The organism is Kitasatospora sp. NPDC088346 (genome assembly GCF_044740765.1).
In the GTDB taxonomy this organism is placed as follows: domain Bacteria; phylum Actinomycetota; class Actinomycetes; order Streptomycetales; family Streptomycetaceae; genus Kitasatospora.
Genome location: NZ_JBIURH010000003.1, coordinates 359,085 through 381,350, shown reverse-complemented (window position 1 = coordinate 381,350; position 22,266 = coordinate 359,085). Strand labels below are relative to the sequence as shown.

Here is a 22,266-nt window from a genome sequence, read left to right as displayed (position 1 = left end):
ACCCAGCCCTACTGCGAGGCCGGCTGAAACCTCCTGAACCGACCGCTTCGGTCGCTCGGCTCGGCTAGCCTGCGTGGGGTGACAGACGCGACTTTCGACGCCGCGAGCAGCTTGCGGTACAGCGAGATCACAGAGGATCTGGCGGTTCTCGGCGAGGCTTTCGGGCTGGGTGAGGTCCGGGAGTGCCGCTTCCTGTCGGACGGCTTGATGAATGGGAACTGGCGGCTGGATACGGCCGAGGGCTCGTTCGCCTTGAAGCGGATCATGGATGTGCCGTTGCCCATGGCGCGTCGGAACCTGACCGTGCTGTCGGCGCTGGCCGATGATGGCCTGCCGGTGGGCAGGGCACGGGTCTCCTCGGCCGGGGATGCAGTGGTCGAGGTCGCCGACCGCGGGTACTGCCTGATTCCGTGGATGGAGGGGAGCCACCTGCCGGGTACGGCGCTCTCGATCGAGCAGGCCGGTGACCTCGGAGTTCTTCTCGGTCGGATCCACCGGAGCTTGAACGGTGAGCGGCTGGCCGGCCTACTGCCGCCGGGGCCGGAGCCGGTGACCGTCTCGGTGACCACGCCCGCAGAGGCTCGCGAGGAGGCGGACCGTTTCCTCGCCTTGATCACAGGCCTGGAGAGCCGGACGGCGTTCGACGCCGAGGCGGCCTCCGCGCTGGCCGAGCGCAAGGTGCTGCTGGAGAAGTACGGGCACGAGCGCCCGGCCGACGAGGTGGCGGTCGGCCCGGTGGGGTGGACGCACGGTGACGTCCAGCACCGGAACGTGCTGTGGCGGGACGGCGAGATCGCCGGGGTGATCGACTGGGACCGGATCCGGGTCCGGCCGTTCGGCGAGGAGGTCGCCCGCACCGCCACGGTGCAGTTCGGCGGTGAGGACGGCTTCCTCGACCTGGAGCGGACGTCCGCGTTCGTGGCCGGCTACCGGTCGATGGTGCCGATCCCGGTGCCGGCGCTGGCGGACGCGGTGGAGCGGCTGTGGTGGAAGCGCATGTCGGACTACTGGCAGCTGGTCTTCCACTACGACCGCGACGATCACTCCTGCGACCACCTGTTCCTGCCCGCCGAGCGCTTCCTGGCCTGGTGGACGGAGCGGCGCGAGGACGTGCAGGAGGCGTTCGCGGCTATGCCGTGAGCACCGTGCGGGACAGGACAGTGGCGAGGGCTTCGGCCACCTGCTCCATGTAGTCCGGGGCGAGGACCTGCGGCACCTTGAGGACGATCATCTGGCGCAGGGCCTTGTAGTAGTTCGGCAGGGCGTCCCGGGTCGGCGGCTGGTAGGGGCTTTCGGCGAGGTGGGGCCAGTAGCGGGCGGCCACGTCCGGGCGCTGCACCAGCGAGGTCTGGGTCCAGTCCTCGTACAGGGAGCGGACGGGGATGCCAGCGGCCCGGCACTTCTCGTGGAGCGCCTTCGGGTCGGGCACGCGGACGTTGATCGCCAGCGGGGTTCCGTACCAGCCGCGGACGGAGAGTTCGCCGATCTCCGGCCAGGCGACGGGCGCGTCGCACTCCTCCAGGGCCTGGCGGAGGGTGGCCAGGTTCTGTTCGGCGGCGAGCATCCGGTCGGGCAGGGAACGGAGCTGCCAGCGGGCGATGACGGCGGAGAGGGCGGGCATCCGGTACTTGTAGGCGGCCCCGGTGGTGGCGAGCGGCTTCAGCTCAGGGAGGGTGAGTTCGTCGGCCAGCCGAGCGGGGTGGTGGCCGAGGGTCAGGGCGCGCTCGTAGACCTCCCGGTCGGAGGTGGTCAGGATGCCGCCTTCGCCGCCGGAGACGGACTTGGACTCCTGGAGGCTGAAGCACCCTGCGGATCCCCAGGAGCCGACAGCCCGGCCCTGGTAGACGGCGCCATGGGCATGCGAGCAGTCCTCAACGATCGGCAGGTTGGTGGCCTTGGCGAGCTGGTCCATGCGAGCGGGAATGCCCCAGGTGTGGGTGGCGAGGACGGCGGAGCACTCGTCGGCGACCTGGGCGACCGCAGTGGCGGCGATGTTGGGGCTGTCCGGCTCGATGTCGCAGAAGACGGGGTAGCTGCCGGCCTGGAAGACGGCGGTGATGGCGGAGATCCAGGTCATCGGGGAGACGGCGACGCCGGCTTCGGGGTTGGCACCGACCGCGTGGAGCGCGGCGTGCAGGGAGGCCGTGCCGGAGTTGAACGACAGCGCGTGGCGGGTGCCGGTGAGGCGGGCGAAGGCGGCTTCGAGGGCGTTCGTGGCCGGGCCGCGGTTGATCTCGGAGAGGTGCCCGTCGTCGAGGAGCTTGAGAACAGCATCCTTCTCGGCCTGCCCGTACTTGGGCTCGCGGGGGAACGGGAGGGTGACCTTGGGGTCGTTCATGGCGTCCTTCCAGTCGGGGGCGGGGCTGCCTACGGGCGGCGGCGTCCGGAGGTATGCGGGTCGGGGGCGATGCGGGGGACGGCGGTGAGGTGGCCGTGGTCGAGGTCGTCGAGGTCGGCCTGGATCTGGGCGGCCCGGAGTCGGACCATGCCCTGGTCGTCGCAGGAAGCGTGGAAGTGCAGGAGCGAGACCGCGATTCGCAGGCGGAACAGGACGAGCGGCAGCAGGCTTTCGACGGGAAACGGTCCGTCGAAGTAGCCGGTGAGGAGGGCCTCGGTCATCAGGGCGGGTTCGCGCAGGGACCAGCCGGCCAGTTCGGCCAGCGGGTCGCCGCCGCGAACGCTCTCCAGGTCGACGACGCCGGTGATGTGGTGGCCGTCGGTGAAGAGGTGGCGTCCGACCCAGTCTCCGTGCAGGAGCTTCGGTGCCGCCTGCGGGAGGCGGCCGGCTCCGGCTTCAAGGGTGAAGCGAGCGCGCTCCAGGAGCCTGGTCAGTTCAGGGTCGTCCAGGCGCGGTGTTCTGCGGGAGGGCAGAGCGAGGAACCAGCCCTGGATGGTGGAGTGCTGGCCGACTCCGTGTCCGTCGAGCTGGCCGAAGCTACTGACCTCGATGGCGTGCAGGCGGCGAAGGACCTCACCGGCCCTGGCGGTGACGTCAAGGTCCTGCGGCTGTAGGGGTTCCGCTTCGATCGGGCGGCCCTGGCAGCGGGTCTCGACGCAGGCCTCGATGCTGTGCCAGAGGATCCGGGCGGCGGGAATGCCCGCTGCCCGCATCCGCGTGGAGGCCCAGGCGGCGGACGCGTAACGCGAGCGACTGCCCGCACGGCGGACCTTGACGACCAGTTCGTCGCGGCTGCGGGTGACGGCGGCGAAGGGGAGGCTGTCCGTTCCGGACCGCAGCGGTGTGAAGCGGGCGCCGGTGGCGTCGAAGCCCGCTTCGGTGAGTGCGTCGAGCAGCAGCGGGTGCGGGCGGTCGACCACGACGTCAGGGGCGGACATCGAGTACCTCCGGCACCTGGACGGGGCGGCTGCTGCCGGCGGACCGGAGGGCGGCGTCCAGCAGGGCGATGGAGCCGAGGTTGCCAGCGGCGGGCACGGGCGCGGTGCCGGGCTGATAGAGGGCGCCCACCATTGTGGTGATGCACCGCTGGTAGGCCGGCGGCCCGGACTCGGCCGTCTTGCGGCTGCTGGCGGGGTCGGGAGCCCAGCGCGCGGCGAAACCTCGGGCCTCGACGCGCCAGTCGCCGTTGGCGTCGGTTCGCAGGAACGGATCCGCGGTGTACCCGCCCCGGTAGGTGAACAGCGAGCCGTCCTCGAAACGCACGGTGATCACAGCGATCGAGCTGTGCGGGGCGAGGAAGCCGGTCGGCGTCTCGATGCAGGTGACCTCGGTCGGCGGCGCAGTGATCAGGGCGCGGACCTGGTCGAAGGCGTGCACCGCGAGGTCGGTGGTGACGGGCAGGTGCTGGCTGCTGCGGAATCCCGGCCCAGGAAGGGTGACGAGAGTGTCGGCAGTGACCACGAAGGGCGCTCGGCCGCCGAGGTGGACCGTGTCGCGGAAGGCGAGGAAGCCGGGGTCGGTACCGCGGTTCTGCATGACGGCCAGAAGCAGGCCGCGCTCGCGGGCGAGGTGGACGAGGTCGAGGGCGTCGGGCAGGTTCAGGGCCAGGGGCTTCTCGGTCAGGACGTGGAGGCCGTGGGTGAGGGCTTCGCGGCTGACGCGGTAGTGGTGGTCGGGCGGGGTGAGGTTGACGACGACGTCGACCGGGGCGAGTGCGAGCGTTTCGTCGAGCGTCGTGGCGAACACGGGGCTCAGTTCGTACCGGTCTGCGAGCGCGCGTGCCGCCTGCTGGTCGGGGTCGGCGAGGGCAGCGATCTCGATGCGGCCGTCCGCGAGCAGGGAGCGGACCCAGCGGCCGGCGATGGCGCCGCAGCCGATCAGCGCGGCCTTCATCATGCCTCCCGCATCGGGTGTTCGCCGGCCCGGTGGCGACGGAGGTGGTCGAGGGCGCGCGTAGCGAGTTCGTCGGGCGAGCCGGTAGTGGTGTCGAGCCGGGCGACGGCGGGGGCGAGCGCGTGGTCGAAGTAGGCGTTGAAGTGCTCGCTGAAGTGCCGGTCGTAGAAGATCGTCGGCATGCCTTTGCGCAGGCGGGCCCGGCGGGCCAGCACGTCCGGCTCGGCGGTGAGGACGATCGTCAGGTCGGGCATCGCCACGGCCCTGCTGGTGACGGCGTGTTGGGCCTGGTCGTCGCAGTCGAAGCCGTTCATCCGGCCGACGGCGTGCGCGTGCGCGAGGAGAGTGTCCACGGTGCGGTCGAGGATCACGTCCCGGCCTCCGGCGAGGGCCCGCTCGGCCCGGGCGAGCCGCAGGTCCTCGACTTGCAGGAACTGAGCGATGTTGGCCAGTTGGTGGTCCGCGGTGAAGGGCTCCGGGGTCGGCAGCCTGGTGGGGTCGGGGCTGGCGTGGAAGTAGCAGGGGATGACGGCGGGCTGGTCGAGGTGAGGGGCGAGCATGGCGGCCAGCGTGGTCTTGCCGACGCAGCTGACGCCCTCGATGCCGAGGATCACGGTGCCTCCCTGTCCTTGGTACGGCGGTTGCTCTTGGGGGCGAGTACCGAGTGCCTGGTGCCGGTGGCGGCCCAGCGGCCGAGGGCGGTCATCGGGCCGATGCTCTTGAGCAGCAGCCCGGCCAGCGTCTCCGCGCTCTGTACGGCGGTCTCCCGCACGGTCAGCGGGCGGCCTTCGGCCCCGGCGAGTTGGCGGACCGGTGCGACGGTGGCCGCCCAGAGCGCGGCCGTGGCCGCTGCCCGGACCGGCAGGCGGGTGCGCGGGCCGAGCGCGAGGGCCAGGCAGGCGGCCGTCGCGGGCGAGACCAGCACCCAGGCCATGCCCCGGTAGGCGCCGGTCCCGAGCGCTGCGGCGTGGTCGAGACGGCTGCCGTGGCCCTGGGCGTGCCAGCGGGCGGCGCACTGCGGGTAGTCGAGGTAGCTCTGGAACCAGCGCTCGCTCTGGGCCAGCAGCTCCGGCAGGTACTCGGCCGCCGGCACGGTGGTGGTGAAGGGGAGGCTGTCGACCGGGACGCCGTCCAGGGTGAGTCGGTAGCCGAAGGCGACGTCGTCGAGGACGGTGAAGTCGGGCAGCCCGCCGACCTGCCGGAAGATGTCGGCACGGACGAGCAGGCCGTGGCCGACGGTCTGGGCCAGGCCCCGCCCGCCTCGCGCTCGGTGGGCGGAGTCGGCGTACCGGCGGAGGTTGGGGATCTCGCGGCGGAGGGTCCAGAGCGTCTGCGCTCGGGCAGCGCCTCGGCACAGGGCTCGCTCCCACCAGGTGCCGGCGGCGCCCTGGGCGGCGAAGCGGGCGGACTGCTGGACGACGCGAGGCAACTCGCCGTGCTCAGCCCGGTGGCGAAACAGGAACGCGGCGGTGCGTTGCAGCAGCTCCGGGCTGGGGCGGGAGTCCACGTCGTAGACGGCGACGAACTCGTCCGCCGAGTCGGCCGCTAGCTGTTCGACCGCGGCGTTCACCTGCGCGGCCTTCCGCCCGGCGCCCTCGTAGTGGACGTGCCGGACCACCGGCTCCCGGAGGCGCGCGATCTCGCTCGCGATGACCTCCGCCGTCGTGGGGAAGGGCAGCAGGGCCTCGGCGGCCGTCGCCAGGGTGAGTGCACGCTCGCCCGTCTTGGCGAGGGCTTCGGCCAGGGCGGACAGCTCGTCCTCGGTCAGTTGCGGGAAGCGCTGGACGGTGAGGTCGGTCGCCGTCGCCCCGGCGAGCCGGCCGACGAGGTGTGCACGTTCGCGTTCCTCGCGCGCCGTGGACACCAGGGTCAGCGTCGAACCCGGGAAGTCGCGCAGGAGCGGTACGAACCACGCCAGCGCGTCGGCGATGTGCTGCTGCTCGCGCAGCACCGGGATGACGAGGTGCAGCACCATCGGCTCCGTCTCCGAGGACGGGGCCGGCTGGTCAACCCGGGCCAGCGTCCGGCGGACCTGCCGTAGCCCGTTCATGTTGCGCGCGGCCACGGCGGCGGTGATCCACCATGACGGCTGCCGCCAGAACGGCTTCCGGCCGTTCACTCGGCTCCTCCCGCGTCGGCGTAGTCGTGGAACAGCCGGTAGGTATCCCGGAGCCGGCCGTCCGGGAAGCCGTCCTGCCAGGGCTTGTCGGGGCCGGCGAAATGCACCAGGGCGGCGGTCTGCTCGTCCTCCAGGAGCTGGGCGAGCGGGCTGTCGGCCTCGGCGTAGTGGACGAACCCGGACTGGGTAGCCTGTGGGGACATGGCGAAGGTGTTCCAACGTCGCTCCAGCCGGTGCCAGTTGTCGTCGACGGCCCAGTTCAGCGCGTCCTGGTCCCAGAACCGGACCTTGTCCGGGTGCTCGGACAGGAACTGCCGCGACCGCTCGAAGACGCCGAGCCGCTGGCAGCGGTCGAGGTCGATGAGCATGACACCGCTGTTGAAGTAGTCCCGGCCGTACGGGACGCCGAGCTGCTCCCAGCCCGGCAACTGGATGCCCCGGCCGACGACTGGGTTCTGCGGGTCTCGCACCGCGCCGATCGGGCGCCCGTCGAGGGACTGCCGCAGCAGCGGGCGCAAGTCTCCGAGCACCAAGGTGTCGGCGTCCAGGTAGAGCAACCGGCGCTCGTCGGGGATGACCTCCGGGATGGCCAGGCGCACGTACACCGCGCCGCTCACCCAGTCGGAGACCGGGTAGCGCGGGTCGGTCATGGGCGCCGGCCGCAGCTCGGTCCGCAGGCCCGTGCGGTCGGCGTCCCGCAGGATCGCCCGCCGGTTGGCGTCGCTGATCTGCTGGTCGAGGACGATCAGGCGAAGCTCGTCGACGGCGCCCGGGTGGGCGGCAGCGATCGAGTGCATCAGCGTCCGCAGCGGGCGGGCGTATCCGTCGTCGATGCCGCAGACGAGTGCGGGCAGCGGGTGGGAGACGGTGTTCACGAGGTGCTCCTTCCGGTGGCGGTGGCCTGGAGGGGGAAGTGCTTCTCGGCCCAGTCGAGGGTCCGGCGCAGGCCGTCGCGCAGGTGGGTGATGGGCTCCCAGCCGAGGTGGGCGCGGGCCAAGGCGATGTCGGGGCAGCGGCGCTTCGGGTCGTCGGCGGGCAGCGGGACGAAGGTGATCGCGGACGAGGAGCCGGCCAGCGCCCGGATCTCCTCGGCGAGCCGGAGCATGGTGATCTCGTGCGGGTTGCCCAGGTTCACCGGGTCGGTGTGGTCCGCCGCGGCGGCGGCGAGGAGTCCCTCGACGGTGTCGGCCACGAAGCACAGGGAGCGGGTCTGGCTGCCGTCGCCGGCCACGGTGATCGGCTCGCCCGCCAGCGCCTGCTGGATGAAGGCGGGCACCGCACGCCCGTCGTCGGCGCGCATCCTCGGCCCGTAGGTGTTGAAGATCCGCACGATGCGGGTGCGGGTCCTGCCGGAACGCTGGAAGCAAGAAGTCAGCGCCTCGGCGTACCGCTTGGCCTCGTCGTAAACGCTGCGGGGTCCGACCGGGTTCACGTTTCCCCAGTACTGCTCGGGCTGCGGGTGGACGAGCGGGTCGCCGTACACCTCGGAGGTCGAGGCGAGCAGGAAACGGGCGTGCTTGGCCTCGGCCAGCTCCAGGGCGTTGAGCGTGCCCATCGCGCCGACCTTCAGGGTGGCCAGCGGGTGGCGGGCGTAGTCGAGCGGCGACGCGGGCGAGGCCAGGTGGAAGACGAAGTCCACCGGCCCGGCCACGTTGAACGGCCGGGTCACGTCGTCGGTCTGGAAACGGAAGCCGCTGGCCGAGCGCAGGCCCGACAGGTTGTCGAGCTGGCCGGTCAGCAGGTTGTCGACGCCGACCACCTCCGCACCCAGATCCACCAGGCGCTCGCACAGGTGCGAGCCGATGAACCCGGCGGCCCCGGTGACGACGGCGATGCGATGGACGAAGGCGCTGGTCACCGCCGTGGCCGGCGGTAGTGCTTGTGGGTGAGACACGGTGCTTCTCCTCCAACTCGTAGGTGGGTGGCGGGCTGAGCACGGCGCCGTGGTTCCTCAGGCCGTCGGTTCCCGGTCCGGGACAGCGCGTGCCGGCGGTGCCGCGAACTGGGGCTCGGCACCGAGCTGGTGCTGGGCCGCGGTCCCGAGCAGTGCGAGCGTGGCGATGTGGCCGAGCCCCCACAGCGCGGTGAGCACGGTCCCCAGCGGGTCACGGTGCGCGCCACGGTGGCGGCCTCGCTGCGGGTTCACGGCTGTGTCCATGGCACGTTCCCCTCCGCTCTCCTCGGACGACGGTCGGTCCAGCGTCACGGCGCGGCAGAGCGTCGCGGAACGTTTCCAGGGGGTTTCTCTCCGAGAGCGCCCCCGTCGCGACGGGTAGCAGTACGCTCACCAACAGGGCCCGAAAAGCCGGGGGTTGAGATGGTCGAAAGCGCACTGGCAGTCCACCCGCTCACCTACCTGCGGCAGTCGCGCGGATGGGGAAAGAACCAGTTCGCTGGCATGATGCGCGACCGCGGCGCCGTGTTGAAGATCCATCTGGCGACCAACCGGACCCTGGTCTGGAAGTGGGAGCAGGGTCAAGAACCTGAGCCGGACGCCCAGTACGTTCTGGCTGACCTCCTCGGCGTCAATCCCCGCACCCTGGTTGCCAATCCGTGGCCGCGGTGGCTTCCTGTCTGGGAGGTGACCGGCGTCACGGCGCCGTGGACAAAGGCCGGTACCGTGGACGTACTGGTGGAACTGGTCAGGAGTGGTCATATGGATCGGCGGGGCTTTCTCACCATCACCGGGGCCGCCATGGCCACCGTCACCGCGAGCTGGGCGTCGGCCTCGCCCGCCTTCGCCTCCGCCCTCAGCGGCGACCAGGTGACCGACTCCATGGTCGACACCCTGGAAGCCCGCGTCGCCACCCTCCAGACCCTGGACGCCCAGATGGGCGGAGCCCGCCTCATCGAGCAGGCCCGCGGCGACCTCGCGATCATCACCACCCTGCTCAAGCAGGGCCGCCACACCGAAGCCGTCGAAGCCCGCCTGTACGGGCTGGCCGCGCAGGTCAACTACATCGCCGGCTGGATGGCCTACGACAGCGGCCTGCGCTCAGCCGGCCAGCAGTACTACCTCGGCGCCCTGCGCGCCGCCAAGACCGTCGGCGACGACGCCCTCGGCGCCTTCCTCCTCGCCGAGATGGGCGTCCACCTCTCCGACAACGGCAACCCCGCCGAACGCGTCGCCCAGGTCGAGACCGCGCTCGCCAACACCCCCTCGACGATGCAGCCCGGTATCCGCAGCTACCTCGAACTCCACCACGCCGAGAGCCTCTCCCGCGACGGCCAGCACCAGAAGGCCGGCTCCGCCCTCAACCGCGCCCACGACCTCTGGTCCAGGAGCGGCGGCGACCAGCTCCCGACCTGGCTCTCCTGGTACGGGGGCGCCCAGCTCAGCTCCACCGAGGGCAAGATCATGCTCCGCGCCGGTCAGGTCGAACGCGCCACCAGTGCACTCGCCTCCTCCATCGACCACGCCGTCCCCCGTGACCAGGCCGTCCGATCCGGCCGCCTCGCCACCGCCCGCCTCGCCGGCAAGGACCTCGACGGCGCCCTCGACGCCGCCAACCGCGGCCTCGGCCTCCTCGAAACCAAGGTCCACTCCGTTCGTGCGGTCAGCCGTCTCACCAAGTTCGACGGCTACCTCAAGCCGCACGCTGCCGAGCCCGCCGTCGCCGAGTTCCGCGAGCGCCTGCGGGCCCTGCCTGCGATGGCGGCGTGACGGTTGTCAGCTCAGCGAGTTGAGGCTGCGCTACGGGGTTGCCAAGCCGCCCAGCGGCGCAGGCCTGCGGGCCCGCTTCGGGTGACCGCGACGACCCTGCTGACGCCGACTGTCCGTGTGCAGATGTCTGCGCATGCTCGGCAGATTCCCGACTGGGGTACCGGGGCGCCCTTGGTCCACTTGGAGTACCAAGCCATTGTGGGCCGCGCATCGGGCTGGGCAGGTGGTTTCTTGCGCTTCAGGTAGTAGCGGACCATCGTGACCGCCGAGTGCATCGAGGACGGGCAGGTCTATTCCCCGTCAAGCCTGGACCTGTTGCAGTTGGGCTCTGCGTCGATCCAACTCAACCAAGGAAGAGTCCGTTGGCAGTCACTCACCGCAACCATCTGATCTACCCGCTACCAGATGAGCGGCGCGGCCGGCCGTCAGCGAGCAGGCTCCAGGCGGGGACCTCACAACACGGCCCTTTATTTGGCGACAGTTGCCGCACTCATGGGAACGTATCCTCGACCGCCTGAGTTGTTACCCCTCGTTTGATCGTTCTCCTTGCGTCGGCTTAGGAGCGACCGGAAACGGGAAGGGGACTCCGGAGACCTCATAGCTACCCAGCCACACTCACAGATCAGAGCGATGACGAGTTGACCCGGTTCGGCACCGGTCGATGGTCGCAACGCTGGGCCACAAGATCTCGACCCGCCGGGTGTCAGTGCTGCATGGGAGCCTTTGAGTACGAGGTCGACGGGATCGAGCGGAGGGCATTGAGATGCACACTTTGCTGGTGCGTGTTCGGCACATAGATCCGCCAGCGCCGTCCGGGTGCCGATGGTGCGGCGAGGAGGAGGTCAACCACGGGCGGCGCTGGGTCGCATCAGTAGGCGTCCATGCGTGGGAGGCACCCACCCGCGAACAACGGCTTAGCAGGATGCGGGCACGCCGTACGCGCAGAACAGATCAGTCTTCCTCGGCCCAGTAGTCCGGTCCTGCAGTAGCCGCGATCTTAACTGCGTCCTTGAAGACGTCCACCAGGGATTTGGGAACGTCTGACGGCTTACGTAGCCGTTGGGCCATCGCAACAACCATCTCATCCTTATGGCGGGGGGCCTGAGTGGAGTGCTCGTACAGCAAGTTGTGGAGCTTCTTGCTGAACTTCCCGTCGAGGCGGAGCGCTTCGATGTCCTGGGATACCCATGGCTTCTCGTCCGCACGGGGCCAGTGTTCGTTCATGGTGTCAGCCCACTGATCGCTGCTGAACACATCCTCCAGCTCGTGCGGGTCACCGATGAACAAGCAGTCAGCCTTCGTGAAGCCCTGCTTGAGCAGGCGGTCGTAGCTGAACTCCTTTTGCTTGTCGCGCGGAGAGTCTGCGTCAACCATGAATACAACGGTTCGCTTGTGTTCCTTAAGAAACTTGGCGAAGTTGAGGGCTCCGTCGTTTCCGCCGCAGGCCCACAGTGCGATGCCGGCGGACTGGATTGGATAGCCGAATGCAAGTTTGAACAGAGTCGGTAGCGCCGCATACTCCGTCGCACCCTCCACGGCCACGAAACACTTCTCGTGGAGTAGAACGCTGTTTCGAAAGCCCAGCGAGGCTGCCATGTTGGACAGGAAACGACGGGTGTGTGCATCGGTGTCGCTGGCGCCAAGCGACTGGACGTACGCACGACCGTCCCGGCTGTTCAGGTGCACGATGTCCTGAATATCCACGCCATCGATCAAGTTGAGCGAGTGGGTAGCTACGATCACCGTGGAGTGCGAGGTCGAGGCCGACGCCTTGATCATCTCCATGATCCGACGCTGGTGGTCGTAGTCAAGGTGCGTGTCGGGCTCGTCGTAGACGATGATCACGTTGGCCTCGACACCCTCTGGGCCTCCGGAGAGAAGCTGCTGGCTGGCTTCCCATAGTGCCAACGTGATGCGCCGAGACCTGCCCGCTCCTGCTGCAGACAACGGCACGGGGTGTTGTCCATGGGCGGATGCGGCCAATGGGACCCGGCTGATGGTGGGCTTGAACTGGATCTGCGGTTCAAGGCTGAACTCATCGAGAGCGCAGCGCTCTTCGACAAGCTTGCGCAAGATCGCGGCGTCCTCCTTAAGCCGCTCCGCGAATTCGGTTTCCAGATCAGTGATCTTCTGGCGGGTGTCTTCGAGGAGGGTGTATTCGCGGAGCTTGGCGGTCAGAATGCCTCGGACCACCGCCTCGGGGGAATCAGCGGAATCACCCTTGAAGTAGAGCAGCTGCGGCAAGGCATCCCGCAGCTGAGGAGGGGCTTCGACCCAGTCCGTGATATGTGCAGCGGAGGCTGCATATTCCTCTAGCAGGTCGTACCAGCTTGCCTTAACGTTTGCCTGATCCTCGCGTAGTTTGAGGTCAAACTCAGTTGCAAGATCGCGCAGCTCTGCGACTTTCAGGGCTGGCAGAGTCCTCAGCTCGAGACGCTCGGGTACACTGGTTTGCCACTCCAGTCGGCTGCCTTGGCCCTCCACGTAACGGCGGCGCACGCTGACAGGAGAGGAAGTGTCCAGTAGCTCGACCTCTGCGTCCGAGAGTTCGAACTTGGCCTCCACAATGACGGTGCGAGGTTCCCCGTCGTCACCGATTGCAGGAAGCGCAGACCTCTCCCTGCCCACCGAAGCAAACCGAGACACGTCACTGTCCTCGATCTGGCGTTCGCCCAGGAGGAACGCAATTGCATCGAGCGTTGCGGTCTTCCCGCAGTCGTTGTGCCCAGTCAGGATGGTCTGCTTGTGAATGGGAATGCCTGGGACGTCGGCGAGGGAGCGGAAGTTGGTCACGCCGAGCTCGACGAGTTGCACGTTGCTCCCTTGTCTCCAGGGCACGACTATTTTGCGCGGTCCACAGCACGCCCTGGAACACGCCCTGCAACCGTGGGATGGGAAGACTCTAGCGCCTAGTGGCACCGGGCCGTCTGGCGATCCGCGCGACCACTGTGCCTCTGAAGATACCGACATGACACGGGACAAGGAGGACCACCTGCCTGGTCCGCCCCTGAGGTCCACCAGCAGGTGCTCGCGCGCGAACAAGGTGAACGGAAGCGATCCGCCAACGCCTGGCCAGCTGAACAGCCGAGTTGTGGATCTCGCATGCAAGGTCGACGCCCTGTGCAGGAGAATGCACCGACGAACTCGCCGGTCGGGACGGAGACTCCATGGGCGCACCACCGAAGATGTCCGCGCGAGCGGCCTTCGACCTGAACATGCAGGACGCCGAGATGCTGGTGGAGCTTGCCAAGCTGCTGAGTAACCAGCGGACCTACCGCATGCGGCGCGAGCTTCGAGAACGACTCGGTAGCGCGCTGTCTTTCCCCCAGAAGCACTGGGCCGATCTGGAGTGCCTCGAAAACGACCGGGTCTTCGTCACCTTCAAGCCAGGACACGCCGAGTGGCGCGAGCGCCTTGAGGAGCCGAATCTCCGCCCGTTGCTCCGGCAGTCCCTGGTTGCCGCATGTGCGGCCATTGAGACCTTCTGTGCCGACCGCGTCATGGAGCTGTACCCGGCGGCGATAAAGCAGGACCCGCCGCCAAGTCGGCTGCTGGAGTTGTCACTCACGGTCGATGACTACCTAACGATCAAGAAGAAGTACACCAAGACCGGCTGGGGTCTTCGGCAGGTCGTCGAGCTCGAAGTGCGACAGCGGGCGAGTCCTGCGCCGGCGCAGATCGGAACGCTCTTCTCGCTCGTGGGCAAGAGCAAGCTCTTCCCCGAGATCGACAAGATCCGCAAGGTCGGGAAGGGCACCTCGACCACAGAACTGGAACGGATCGTTGAGCGACGCAACCTCATCGCACACACCGGTGATCGAAGCGGACGAGGCCGGGCTCCGATCTCCGTTGCCGAGGTCGAAGCCGACCTGGCCATCATCAAGGCGATCATCGGTGCCCTGGACCAGCTGACCACGGTCTGAGCCGAGCCGAGATTTTCAGTGCGCTCGGCAACACCAACGCTCCCAGAACCTCCAGGCCAGGACGCCGATGCTCGAACAAGAAGTCACTGCCATGGCCAGTTGGTCGGGATGGGTCCCGCTGATCGGCGCCGAGGTTCCGAGGCTGCCGGGTGTCTACTTGGTCCGGCAGGGTGAGAGCGGCCTGCTGGTGTACGCGGGCCTGGCCGGGGAGCGCCAGGGCGAGGGGCTGCGCGGTCGACTGCGGAGATACACCAGCGGCAAGGCGCTGGCCTCCGGGCTCGGCGAGGCGGTTTTCGACCGGGCACTGGCCGACGCGACCTGGCTGCGTGAGCGCCTGGAGGAGGCCGAAGACGGTCGGCCGATGCGAGCGACGCGATGGGGCAAGGCCGCCCTGGCGTGGGCTGACCTCCACGTCTGTTGAGCTATCACCGAGAGTGGCGCGGAAGCCGAGGTCCTGGAAAGAAGAGTGCTGGCGGTGGAGGCCGTGGACTGGTGGAATCGCGCCCGTTGAGCAAGGTCGAGGGCTGCCACCCGAGTGCCCGGGTGGCAGCCCTCAACTTGTCGGCTGTCAGCCAGCAGCGGTTCCATCGGTTGCTTCGCTTTCCGGCGGAGCGGCGGAGCGTCCGGCCTACCCGAGCGGGGTGTTGGCGCCAATGAGGTCTTCGATAGGCCGTCCCTGTAGCCGTCGTCGTACCGGTCGTCGGCATCGAAGAGTTCGGCCTGGGTGACGAGCGAGTTGTCCCGGTCATTGCGGGCGGTAGCACGCATCCCGCCGGAGGAGGCGCGGGAACGGTCGAGGTGGGTGCCGACGGGGTACACGGCCCACACCAGCTTGCGATTCGGCTGCGGCCGTTGGTAGTTCGACATGACGGAACTGTAGGGGGCCGCACAGACAGCGCGGCGGTAAAGGCAGCTGCACGAGATCAGCGGCGGTGGCGCCGGGGCCGATGAGGTGTCGGCCAGGCTCGGGCTTGATGATCGCTGGCAGGCGCGGCGGGTAGGAGAACAGCCCGCATCGGCACTCAGGCAGACGGTCTCAGGGTCAGATCGGCTGCAAAGAGCTATCTCGTCACCAGGGCACGCCGACTCGTCGAACCGCTGCAAGAAGCCTTGGAAGGCATCCCACAAGACATGGGGCAGAGTGTGCTTTTAGCTGGCTGTGACCAAGCTGTCCGTGTCGTCATCAACACCGCCGATCAGTTCAGCAGCGAGCCTCGCCCGTCCGACCACACGCAGGCCGAGCATCTGTGGGCCGCAGCCTGGCTCAACCTGAACCGTGTAACCCTGCGCGCGCTTGGCATGTGGCTCGGCCATTCCCGACACGCCCCCACCGACTCCGGGACCACACGGTTCGCCCGGCGGGCAATCGCAACAGCAACCCGCGAATTCCAGGCTTCCGGACAAGTTCGTGCCCTGCCCATGGCGGTGCCTGTGCGTGCACAACTGGCCGCAGTCCTGGCCACCGCGCACTACGTACACCAGCGATCGTGACCGCCTCGGCATGAACGCCTATGCGGCAGGCTAGCTAGCGGTGGCCAGCCCACCCAGGTTCAGGCTGACGGTCCTCCCGGCGTGCAGGGCCGCTCTGGCTCGGGCCGCTCCGCTGCGGGTGGCCGCCTCACCCCCGCCGACGGAGACCGTTCGCGTGCCGAGGCCCGCGCATACCCGGCAAATGCCCGCGTGGAGCACCGGGTCGTGGCACTTGGTGCACTCGGCGTACCGAGCCGCTGCGGGCCTCACGGCAGGTCGGAGGGGTGGCATCTTGCGTTCCAGGCGGTAACGGAGCACCGCGACCGGCGAGTGCACCGGGGTGGGCAGGCCGGGCAGTAGGGCCTGGGCGAGGTCGGCCTGGGTCGCGCCGCGCTCCAGCCACCGCGCGACGAGGGGTGCGAGCTCCTCGGCTTCGGTCTGGCCGAGCCGCAGGCGCGGTTCGGGGCGGATCACCCGGAACAGGGTGGCGACCGCCTCGCGGACCTGCTCGTCTTGTACCGCCACGGGCTGCTCGGCGGTCTTCTCCTCGTGGTCTTCCGCCCGTCCTCCCGTCCTCGCCTGCGGCTCGTTGGCGAGGACCGGCTCGTCGGCCTGCTCGGCGGGGAGGGAGGGTTCTTTCACCAGGTCCTTTACAAGGGCGTCAGCACCGCCGGTGGTCGCTTCACCGGAGACCGGACGGGTGGCACCCGGCAGCACCGTGAGCTGCGGGGTGTCGTAGACGTGGGTCTCGGTACGGATCGTGCCGTCGGGCATGCGGATCTTCTCGACCCGGTAGAAGCCGGCCTCGGCCAGCTCCTTCAGGGCCTTGCGGATCGCGCCGCGCCCCTGAGGGCTGGTGTCGGCCATGCGCCGGCCGTCTTCGCGCCAGCCGTCCGGGCGGGAGAGGAGATCGGCGAGCAGGCCGCGGGCGGTGTAGGAGAGCCGTCGGTACTGCAGGACAGCGTTGGGCAGCACGGTGAAATTGCGCACGTGGGCGCTACGATGGACACGCATCGGGAGTGATAGCTCCTGTTGCCGGACCCCGGGGTGTTGGTAGCACCGCCGGGGTCGCCTATTTTCGGTTGGACCACGGAACGTAGCACACGTATGGCCGGAAGATCCAAGGACCGTGAGCGATCGCGATCACACTCTGCGGCCAGTGACGGCAGGTGAGTTGGTCCGTCGGGCCGGACTGGCTTCCGCAGGAGGCCGCCACCAGTTGGTGGCGGCCTCGGGCCGGTCATTCCAGGTTCCACACCGTTCCCGCGAGCAGCCCGTCGAAGCCGAGTCCGCGGTACATCTGCTCGAACGACTCCCACTCCTGGTGGCCCCCGGTGTCGTCCCGGGCTGTGGTGACGTCGGCGGTCTCCAGGTCGTGCTCGCGCCACTCGTGGGCGCATCGTCAGCGCACGAAGACCATGTCGGGTTGGACGTGGATAAGGAGCCAGTCGCGGGCGGCGTTGCACATGGCACAGGTGATGGTGATGCCGCGGGGGTTGAGGGGTGCGGGGTGGGGGACGGCGAGGACGACGTTGCGGTGGGGGTTGCGGTCGGCGTCGGCGGGGTTGGTCAAGTGCGGTGCCCTTCCGTGGTGTGACGGGTTCAAGCACCACACGACGACGGAGGGGCTGAGATGCTTCCCGATCGCGCAGGAAGACATCAAATCGACACCCTGGCCGGGCAGGTACCCTGCCAGGGCGAGGTGGAGGGTCAGCTCTTGATGAGGGCGATGCGCTGGGCAGGGGTGAGGGCGTCGGAGAGGCGCGCGAACTCGGCGCGGTCCTGGTCGGTCATGGCGGCGAGGAGGTCAGTGCTGTCGGCGTCGTAGTCGGGGATCGCGATCCAGTACCGGTAGGTGAGGACGCGGAGGGCGTCCATCGGGTCGACGAGGTCGCGCTTGAGCAGGAGCTTGTACACGTCGAAGAGGGCTTCGAGCTCTTCCTCCCCGGCGGCTTCGGCGATGGCCTGCTCGGGCTCGCTGAACGGTCGGCCGTCCTGGTGGGACCAGGTGTCGGTGTCGTCGCGGTACACGAAGTCGGCGTCGAACAGCAGCTTCATGATGTTCCGGCTGACGAAGGTGGTGGTGTCGGTCACGGGTGTCCTTTGCGGTGGGGGATGGGGGCTGGGTGTGGTCCTGCTGGCGGTGGTGCTCGACGTCCGGCGGTGGGCGGGCGACCGGGGGCGTGGCCCGCAGGCGTGGGCTGCGGTGGCCGCTCCGCAGCGGCCTGGGCTGGCCCCGGGAAGGTGTGGCGCCAGGGGCTGAGGAGGCTCCTCCTGCGAGACGGGCTGGCCCTGGAGCTTCAGCGCCTGCGGTGCTGTGGGCGGGTGTCGGGCCGAGACGAAGGCGCGGGCGTGGGCTGTGCCGTGTTGCGGCTGGGGGTGGTGAGCCTGGTGGTGCGCAGGCGGGCAGCATCGGCAGCGCGGTTGGGTTTGGGGTTGCGGCTGGTGTGCTGGATGCGGCCGAGGATGACCTTGGCGGGTTGGCGGGCTGTGCCGAGTTCGCGGCGGGCGGCTGCCTCGGCGAGGAGTTGGCGGGGCTGGTGACCGCCGGCTTCGGCGTCGGCGAGAGCGGTGGCGAGGGCGGGCCAGGTGGGGTCGGCGAGGATGCGTGCGGCGTGGTCGGGGACGGCGGCGCGCAGGTCGTGGGCGAGGTCGTTGATCGTCTCCTGGGCGGGCTGGCGGTGGGTGAGGGCGGAGAGGTGTTCGGCGGCGGCCTGGTCGTAGGCGGCCTGCAGGTGCTGGACGGCGAGGTCGGCGGCGTGGGCCTGCTGGTGGTGGCCATGGGCCTGGTGCCAGCGGCCGGCGAGGACCGCCGCCCAGACGAGCGCGGCGATCAGGGCGGCGAGGGCGCTGCCGCTGGGCCCGTCGGCGGCGTGGAGGATGTCGCGGGCGGCCCGTCGCAGGTCGGCGGCGGCCTGGTGGTCGGCGCGCACCCGGGAGCGCTGGGCACGGGCGTAGGCGCGGGTGGCGGCTCGTAGTTCGGCGCGCAGCTCGTGGGGTGCGGCTTGGGTGGTGGCGTTGATGATGTCGCCGAGGGCGGTGATCTGGGCCTGCGCGAGGGCGTCGGTCCCGCTGTTGCCGTCGGGTTCGGCGAGGTGGAGGGCGTCGAGAGTGTCGGTGGTGCGTTGCCAGCTGGTGCTGTGGCGGTGGCGGCGGGCGGTGGGGTGTTCCTCCGGGGTGCTGGTGGCCAGGAGCGCTTGGAGCTTGGGCAGGGAGAGGTCGGGGGCGATCTTGCTGCCGGAGAGGTAGTTGGGTGTGCCGTCGGCCTTGAGGTCGCCGGGGCGGGCGACGGAGTAGCCCTTCAGGTCGCCGGAGGGCAGTCGGCGGATGTTGACCTCGACGCCGTCGGTTTGTAGGTAGGCGAGGAACTCCTCGATGTCGGCGGCGTGGGGGATGGCGTCGCGGATGCGGTCTTCGAGCCAGGCGCGGCTGGTCTGCTTCCAGCCGAGGCGTTGGGCTTTGTGTATCTCGGCCTGGGTAGGGCGTTTGGCGGCGGTGCCGTCGCCGGGCTTGAGTTGGCGCAGGCCGTAGTCCTTCTCGATCTGGCGGCAGGCGTCGGCGGCGCGTCGCCCGCTGCCGTGGAGTTTGGGGCGGCGGCCGTCCTCGCGGACGGTGGTGGCGACGATGTGGATGTGGTCGTCGGCGTGGCGTACGGCGATCCAGCGGCAGGCGAGGTCGTCGCCGTCGGGCGCGATGCCGGCTGCCTGCACGATCCGGTGGGCGATGTCGGCCCACTCGGTGTCGGAGAGGTGGCGGTCCTCGGGAGCGGCGCGGACGGGGCAGTGCCAGACGTGGTTGGTGAGCTTGAGGCCGACTTCGCTGTTGCGCAGGTGGACTGGCTCGTCGAGGTAGCGGGCGAGCTGGGTGAGGGGCGACTGTTCCTCGCGGCCGGGGTCGGGCATGGCGAGCATCGCGAAGCCGGCGACGATGTGCGGGTCGTGGTGTTCGTCCTGGCGCCCGGGGCCGTAGAGGTAGGCGAGCAGGCCGCGGGTGTTGGAGCCGGGGTCCTTGATGGCGGCGATCACGGGTGGGTGGAGGACTCCTGGGTGACGGACGGGCGGAAGGCGTGGGCGATCTCGGTCTGGAGGCGGAGCAGTTGGTCGATGGTCCGGGGGCTGTGGGCCGGCCGGTCGTAGCCGCCGTTGTCGGCGCGGGCGATCTGGTTGAGGTTGTTGCCCAGCCGGTCGTGCTTGCGCAGGAAGACCGAGCGGAAGTGGTGTGTGGCCCGCCGCTCCTCGGCGAGGGGCAGGTCGATGAAGAACCGGCCGTCGATGAACGCCATGACGACGTCGGCCGCGAAACCGGACACGCCGTTGTAGCCGTGGGCGAGAGCAGCTGCTTGCAGCCTGGCGTGCTCGTCGGGCCTGAACCGCAGCGGTCCGACGCGCTCCTCGCGCTTGACGCCTTCGAAGCGGCGGTTGCGCGGCTCGGCTCCGCCGGCTTCGGTGGGGCTGTTGTAGCGGTGGTGGTCGGTGAGGATCGTCGTCTGGACGCTGTGGAGTTCGTCCGGTTCGGGGCCGCCCTCGGCCTTGAACCCCTGGCCCGGCGCGCCCTCGCGCCGGGACCGCTCCGCCACCCCTGGGGCGGAGCCTCCCCGTGTCCGGCCGCGAGTCGGACTCGGGGTACTACTGGCTCCGCCAGGGGCATCCGGGCCGAACGCCCGCCGCAGGTCGCGGGCGAACGTGGGCGAGTCGAGGAGCGCTTCCAGGCCGGCATCGGGGCCGTCGGCGCGCTCGGGGCCGTGCTGGTGATCGGTCAGGGAGTGTCTCCTGGGTCTTCGGGCGGATCGGCCATGCGAGCAAGGTGCGGACGGACCGCAAGGAGGACGGTCCGGTCCGGTCCGTGAGTGGACCGTCGGACCGAGCGGTCCGGTCCACCGGTCCGCTTGGTCGGTGAGCGGATTTCGGTCCCCCGGTTCGGCGGACCCCGTTCCGGACGGTCCGGTCCGCTGGCGCGGTCCGTCAGCGAATGGTCGGCAGATCTCGGTCCGCCGGTCCGCCGGTCCGTCCGTCCGGACCGTCCGGACCGTCCGGGACCGGACCGGACCGGACCGGTCTGGTCCCGGACCGTCAACGGACCGGCGTGCCGGTCCGCGCAGAGCGGCCGGATGGTCCGGACAGCCCGATGGCCGGGTCTGCGCGGGAGACGGTCCGACAGCTTCCGGACCGTGCGTTCGGACAGGACGCCGGACACCGGACCGGTCCAAGTCCGCAAGCCTCGGACACCGGTCCGGTCCGGGCGGTCCGCAAGCCTGCGGGCGGCGGACCGTCCGGTCCGGTGGGGTTGAGTGCCGCGGTCCGTTTCATCCGTCTCGTGTGCCGAAGTCCATTGCCACGACTGGCCTGTGCGGCTGGTCGCTCCGTCCCGCTGCCGTCCTGGTCCGGTCCGGTTGTACCGGACCAGGAGCGGACCGGTCGGTTCGCCCGGCTTGTGCTCGGCGGCCGTGCGGACGGCTCGCGGAAGGGTGCCGTCCCGGTGGTGGGCGTGCGGCAGAGCGGATGCGACGTCGGTGACGGCATCTACCGCACCCGGGGGTCGGGGTCAGCCGGCCGGGGCGCGCTGGGGGAGCGGGTGGATCCTGGGGCAGTAGCGGCGCCAGGAGTCGGCGAACTTGTTGAAGGTGTAGCCCTTGCGCTGGGTGCCGTCGGGCAGGCGGATGTTGGCCGAGGAGATCCGGTAGTCCTTGAGCAGCCCGGCCAGCCCGCGGGCGGTGAGGCCACCGCGCCCGTGCTCGGCCCACGGCGCCTCGGGGTCGTCGTTGAGCGCCGCGAGGATCGCCGTGGTGGGCAGGGTGTCCGTGTCGCCGTGGGTGAAGAAGATCCGGCGGATGTCGGCGAGGATCCGCGCGCCGCCGCAGCTGTCCTCCTCGATCTCCTCCTCGGCCGCGACCATCTGGACGCACGCCCGGCGGGCGCGGTCCGGCCACGAGTCGCCGGCGAGGTCGGCGACGGCCACCAGGGGTTCCCAGGTGTCGGCGGCGCGGTCCTCGACCGGCATGTCCGGGTGCAGGGCCTCGGCCTTTTCCCGCACGCGGGAGGCCCAGAGGGCGAGCTTGGCGCGGGTCGCCCGCAGCAGGACGCCGTCGCGGCGGTCCCGCAGCGGGGCGACGACCTCGCCGTCGGCACGGCGGCGCATGCGGATCACGATCGACCGGTCCATGATCGTGTCGGGCAGGTCGCCGATCCCGGCGAGGGCGGCCATGGCGAAGGTGTCGAACTCGCGGGCCTGGTGGTCGTTGCCGACCGACCGGGTGACGGGCCGGTTGCGCTGGTGGCCGGCGTTCAGCAGGCCGCGCAGGCCCTCGTTCATCTCGGCCGTGCGGGGGTTGCCGAAGAGGGTGTCGACCTCGTCGACCAGCAGGGTCCTGGGCCGGTCGCTGAGCGAACGGTAGATCGCCGCCGCACTGGTGTTGACCGTGATCAGGGGATCGTGGACGGTCTCGACCAGGATGTCGAGCAGGCGGGACTTCCCGCACCGCCGAGCCGGAGCCACGATCGCCAGACGCGGCGCGTGGTGCCACACCGCCTGCAGGTGCGTCGCGGCGACCCACAGCGTGACCGCGTCCAGCGCCTCGGCGGAGGGCAGGACCGCGTACCGGCGGATGTGGTCACGCAGTTCGGCCAGCAGAACGGCACCCGGCGACTCGGACGTGCTCGGCGGCGTGTCGATGGCCCGAAGGACGTCCGTCGCGGCGCCGTCCGCGGTCGGGATCTTCACGGCGGCGTCGGCGACGAGGGGGTTGGACATAGGGGTGATGGTGAGGCTCCAGGTCGGGCACGCGGCGGGGGTGCCGGGCGCC

Annotated in this window: 20 protein-coding genes; 5 read left to right on the top strand and 15 right to left on the bottom strand. The window is 69.8% G+C overall.

Translation table 11 applies throughout. The features are described 5' to 3' along the window. Positions 1–78: 78 nt before the first annotated feature. Entirely contained in the window at positions 79–1,140 is a 1,062-nt protein-coding gene (locus ACIOFR_RS07660; protein ID WP_400993206.1) for a phosphotransferase, read from the top strand. On the opposite strand, the gene ACIOFR_RS07655 is transcribed toward ACIOFR_RS07660, so the two are convergent. The 8 genes from ACIOFR_RS07655 to ACIOFR_RS07620 are packed head-to-tail and all read right to left on the bottom strand — an operon-like array spanning position 1,130 to position 8,568. Beyond that, positions 1,130–2,338: a DegT/DnrJ/EryC1/StrS family aminotransferase gene (locus ACIOFR_RS07655; RefSeq protein WP_400993204.1), complete on the bottom strand. Its 1,209-nt coding sequence runs from the start codon at positions 2,336–2,338 to the stop codon at positions 1,130–1,132. The genes ACIOFR_RS07660 and ACIOFR_RS07655 overlap by 11 nt on opposite strands. Before the next feature lie 29 nt (positions 2,339–2,367). Beyond that, positions 2,368–3,336: a phosphotransferase family protein gene (locus ACIOFR_RS07650; protein WP_400993203.1), complete on the bottom strand. Its 969-nt coding sequence runs from the start codon at positions 3,334–3,336 to the stop codon at positions 2,368–2,370. Beyond that, on the bottom strand, positions 3,323–4,291 hold the full coding sequence (locus tag ACIOFR_RS07645) for a Gfo/Idh/MocA family protein (protein WP_400993202.1): 969 nt from the start codon (positions 4,289–4,291) through the stop codon (positions 3,323–3,325). The genes ACIOFR_RS07650 and ACIOFR_RS07645 overlap by 14 nt, the downstream gene beginning before the upstream one ends. Then, the gene (locus ACIOFR_RS07640; RefSeq protein ID WP_400993200.1) at positions 4,291–4,905 is read right to left on the bottom strand and encodes a hypothetical protein; all 615 of its coding nucleotides are present in this window, start codon (positions 4,903–4,905) and stop codon (positions 4,291–4,293) included. Before ACIOFR_RS07640 ends, ACIOFR_RS07645 begins: the two co-directional genes overlap by 1 nt. Then, on the bottom strand, positions 4,902–6,410 hold the full coding sequence (locus tag ACIOFR_RS07635; RefSeq protein WP_400993199.1) for a glycosyltransferase family 2 protein: 1,509 nt from the start codon (positions 6,408–6,410) through the stop codon (positions 4,902–4,904). The genes ACIOFR_RS07640 and ACIOFR_RS07635 overlap by 4 nt, the downstream gene beginning before the upstream one ends. Beyond that, positions 6,407–7,285, bottom strand: a complete 879-nt coding sequence (locus ACIOFR_RS07630; protein ID WP_400993198.1) for a glycosyltransferase family 8 protein — start codon at positions 7,283–7,285, stop codon at positions 6,407–6,409. The genes ACIOFR_RS07635 and ACIOFR_RS07630 overlap by 4 nt, the downstream gene beginning before the upstream one ends. Further along, positions 7,282–8,304: a UDP-glucuronic acid decarboxylase family protein gene (locus ACIOFR_RS07625; RefSeq protein WP_400993196.1), complete on the bottom strand. Its 1,023-nt coding sequence runs from the start codon at positions 8,302–8,304 to the stop codon at positions 7,282–7,284. The genes ACIOFR_RS07630 and ACIOFR_RS07625 overlap by 4 nt, the downstream gene beginning before the upstream one ends. Positions 8,305–8,361: 57 nt before the next feature. Next, a complete protein-coding gene (locus ACIOFR_RS07620; protein WP_400993194.1) occupies positions 8,362–8,568 on the bottom strand; it encodes a hypothetical protein in 207 nt (68 codons plus the stop codon). 159 nt (positions 8,569–8,727) lie between these two features. Here ACIOFR_RS07620 and ACIOFR_RS07615 point away from each other — a divergent pair, with 159 nt between their 5' ends. Continuing rightward, positions 8,728–10,074, top strand: a complete 1,347-nt coding sequence (locus ACIOFR_RS07615) for a transcriptional regulator (protein WP_400993192.1) — start codon at positions 8,728–8,730, stop codon at positions 10,072–10,074. Positions 10,075–11,025: 951 nt separating this feature from the next. Here ACIOFR_RS07615 and ACIOFR_RS07610 read toward each other — a convergent pair. Further along, the gene (locus ACIOFR_RS07610) at positions 11,026–12,888 is read right to left on the bottom strand and encodes an ATP-dependent nuclease (RefSeq protein WP_400993191.1); all 1,863 of its coding nucleotides are present in this window, start codon (positions 12,886–12,888) and stop codon (positions 11,026–11,028) included. 353 nt (positions 12,889–13,241) lie between these two features. On the opposite strand from ACIOFR_RS07610, the gene ACIOFR_RS07605 reads away from it, so the two are divergent. The 3 genes from ACIOFR_RS07605 to ACIOFR_RS07595 all read left to right on the top strand — a co-directional run bounded on the left by ACIOFR_RS07605 (position 13,242) and on the right by ACIOFR_RS07595 (position 15,488). Next, entirely contained in the window at positions 13,242–13,997 is a 756-nt protein-coding gene (locus tag ACIOFR_RS07605; RefSeq protein ID WP_400993190.1) for a HEPN domain-containing protein, read from the top strand. Positions 13,998–14,088: 91 nt separating this feature from the next. Next, positions 14,089–14,418: a hypothetical protein gene (locus tag ACIOFR_RS07600; RefSeq protein ID WP_400993189.1), complete on the top strand. Its 330-nt coding sequence runs from the start codon at positions 14,089–14,091 to the stop codon at positions 14,416–14,418. 710 nt (positions 14,419–15,128) lie between these two features. Then, positions 15,129–15,488, top strand: a complete 360-nt coding sequence (locus ACIOFR_RS07595) for a hypothetical protein (RefSeq protein ID WP_400993187.1) — start codon at positions 15,129–15,131, stop codon at positions 15,486–15,488. Between the two features lie 30 nt (positions 15,489–15,518). Here the strand turns inward: ACIOFR_RS07595 and ACIOFR_RS07590 are convergent, their stop codons facing one another. The 6 genes from ACIOFR_RS07590 to ACIOFR_RS07565 all read right to left on the bottom strand — a co-directional run bounded on the left by ACIOFR_RS07590 (position 15,519) and on the right by ACIOFR_RS07565 (position 22,214). Beyond that, complete coding sequence (locus ACIOFR_RS07590) at positions 15,519–16,481, bottom strand: hypothetical protein (protein ID WP_400993186.1); 963 nt, start codon at positions 16,479–16,481, stop codon at positions 15,519–15,521. A gap of 388 nt (positions 16,482–16,869) precedes the next feature. Then, the gene (locus ACIOFR_RS07585; RefSeq protein WP_400993185.1) at positions 16,870–17,040 is read right to left on the bottom strand and encodes a hypothetical protein; all 171 of its coding nucleotides are present in this window, start codon (positions 17,038–17,040) and stop codon (positions 16,870–16,872) included. A gap of 137 nt (positions 17,041–17,177) precedes the next feature. Then, positions 17,178–17,561 carry a hypothetical protein gene (locus tag ACIOFR_RS07580; protein ID WP_391551083.1) on the bottom strand — a complete coding sequence of 128 codons (384 nt, stop codon included), beginning with the start codon at positions 17,559–17,561 and terminating at the stop codon, positions 17,178–17,180. 206 nt (positions 17,562–17,767) lie between these two features. After that, positions 17,768–19,492, bottom strand: a complete 1,725-nt coding sequence (locus ACIOFR_RS07575) for a relaxase/mobilization nuclease domain-containing protein (RefSeq protein ID WP_400993183.1) — start codon at positions 19,490–19,492, stop codon at positions 17,768–17,770. Then, positions 19,489–20,043: a plasmid mobilization relaxosome protein MobC gene (mobC, locus tag ACIOFR_RS07570; protein WP_400993182.1), complete on the bottom strand. Its 555-nt coding sequence runs from the start codon at positions 20,041–20,043 to the stop codon at positions 19,489–19,491. Before mobC ends, ACIOFR_RS07575 begins: the two co-directional genes overlap by 4 nt. Positions 20,044–21,008: 965 nt before the next feature. After that, a complete protein-coding gene (locus ACIOFR_RS07565; protein WP_400993181.1) occupies positions 21,009–22,214 on the bottom strand; it encodes a DUF3631 domain-containing protein in 1,206 nt (401 codons plus the stop codon). Positions 22,215–22,266 lie beyond the last annotated feature (52 nt).